The 1,738-nt window shown below is 53.5% G+C and carries 1 rRNA gene; it reads right to left on the reverse strand.

Annotated features, from left to right (window positions below):
- Positions 1-49 precede the first annotated feature (49 nt).
- A 16S ribosomal RNA gene (locus GTGU_RS23080) occupies positions 50-1,591 on the reverse strand.
- Positions 1,592-1,738 lie beyond the last annotated feature (147 nt).

A 1,738-nucleotide genomic window follows, 5' to 3' on the forward strand; every position in this document is an offset into this window, starting at 1 on the left:
TTTTCATCAGACAATCTGTGTGAGCACTTCGAAGGCAGGTTCTTTCAGGTAAGGAGGTGATCCAACCGCAGGTTCCCCTACGGTTACCTTGTTACGACTTCACCCCAGTCATGAATCACAAAGTGGTAAGCGCCCTCCCGAAGGTTAAGCTACCTACTTCTTTTGCAACCCACTCCCATGGTGTGACGGGCGGTGTGTACAAGGCCCGGGAACGTATTCACCGTGGCATTCTGATCCACGATTACTAGCGATTCCGACTTCATGGAGTCGAGTTGCAGACTCCAATCCGGACTACGACATACTTTATGAGGTCCGCTTGCTCTCGCGAGGTCGCTTCTCTTTGTATATGCCATTGTAGCACGTGTGTAGCCCTGGTCGTAAGGGCCATGATGACTTGACGTCATCCCCACCTTCCTCCAGTTTATCACTGGCAGTCTCCTTTGAGTTCCCGGCCGGACCGCTGGCAACAAAGGATAAGGGTTGCGCTCGTTGCGGGACTTAACCCAACATTTCACAACACGAGCTGACGACAGCCATGCAGCACCTGTCTCACAGTTCCCGAAGGCACCCCCGTATCTCTACAGGGTTCTGTGGATGTCAAGACCAGGTAAGGTTCTTCGCGTTGCATCGAATTAAACCACATGCTCCACCGCTTGTGCGGGCCCCCGTCAATTCATTTGAGTTTTAACCTTGCGGCCGTACTCCCCAGGCGGTCGACTTAACGCGTTAGCTCCGGAAGCCACGCCTCAAGGGCACAACCTCCAAGTCGACATCGTTTACGGCGTGGACTACCAGGGTATCTAATCCTGTTTGCTCCCCACGCTTTCGCACCTGAGCGTCAGTCTTTGTCCAGGGGGCCGCCTTCGCCACCGGTATTCCTCCAGATCTCTACGCATTTCACCGCTACACCTGGAATTCTACCCCCCTCTACAAGACTCAAGCCTGCCAGTTTCGGATGCAGTTCCCAGGTTGAGCCCGGGGATTTCACATCCGACTTGACAGACCGCCTGCGTGCGCTTTACGCCCAGTAATTCCGATTAACGCTTGCACCCTCCGTATTACCGCGGCTGCTGGCACGGAGTTAGCCGGTGCTTCTTCTGCGGGTAACGTCAATTGCTCTGGTTATTAACCACAACACCTTCCTCCCCGCTGAAAGTACTTTACAACCCGAAGGCCTTCTTCATACACGCGGCATGGCTGCATCAGGCTTGCGCCCATTGTGCAATATTCCCCACTGCTGCCTCCCGTAGGAGTCTGGACCGTGTCTCAGTTCCAGTGTGGCTGGTCATCCTCTCAGACCAGCTAGGGATCGTCGCCTAGGTGAGCCGTTACCCCACCTACTAGCTAATCCCATCTGGGCACATCTGATGGCATGAGGCCCGAAGGTCCCCCACTTTGGTCCGAAGACGTTATGCGGTATTAGCTACCGTTTCCAGTAGTTATCCCCCTCCATCAGGCAGTTTCCCAGACATTACTCACCCGTCCGCCGCTCGCCGGCGGGAAAGCAAGCTTTCCCCCGCTGCCGCTCGACTTGCATGTGTTAGGCCTGCCGCCAGCGTTCAATCTGAGCCATGATCAAACTCTTCAATTTAAGTTTGATGCTCGTAGAATTAAACTTCGTAATGAATTACGTGTTCACTCTTTGAGACTTGGTATTCATTTTTCGTCCGAAGACGTCAAGAATCCATGTCACTCCGAGTGCCCACACAGATTGTCTGATAAATTGTTAAAGAGCAGT

Source organism: Trabulsiella guamensis ATCC 49490 (assembly GCF_000734965.1).
Taxonomy (GTDB): domain Bacteria; phylum Pseudomonadota; class Gammaproteobacteria; order Enterobacterales; family Enterobacteriaceae; genus Trabulsiella; species Trabulsiella guamensis.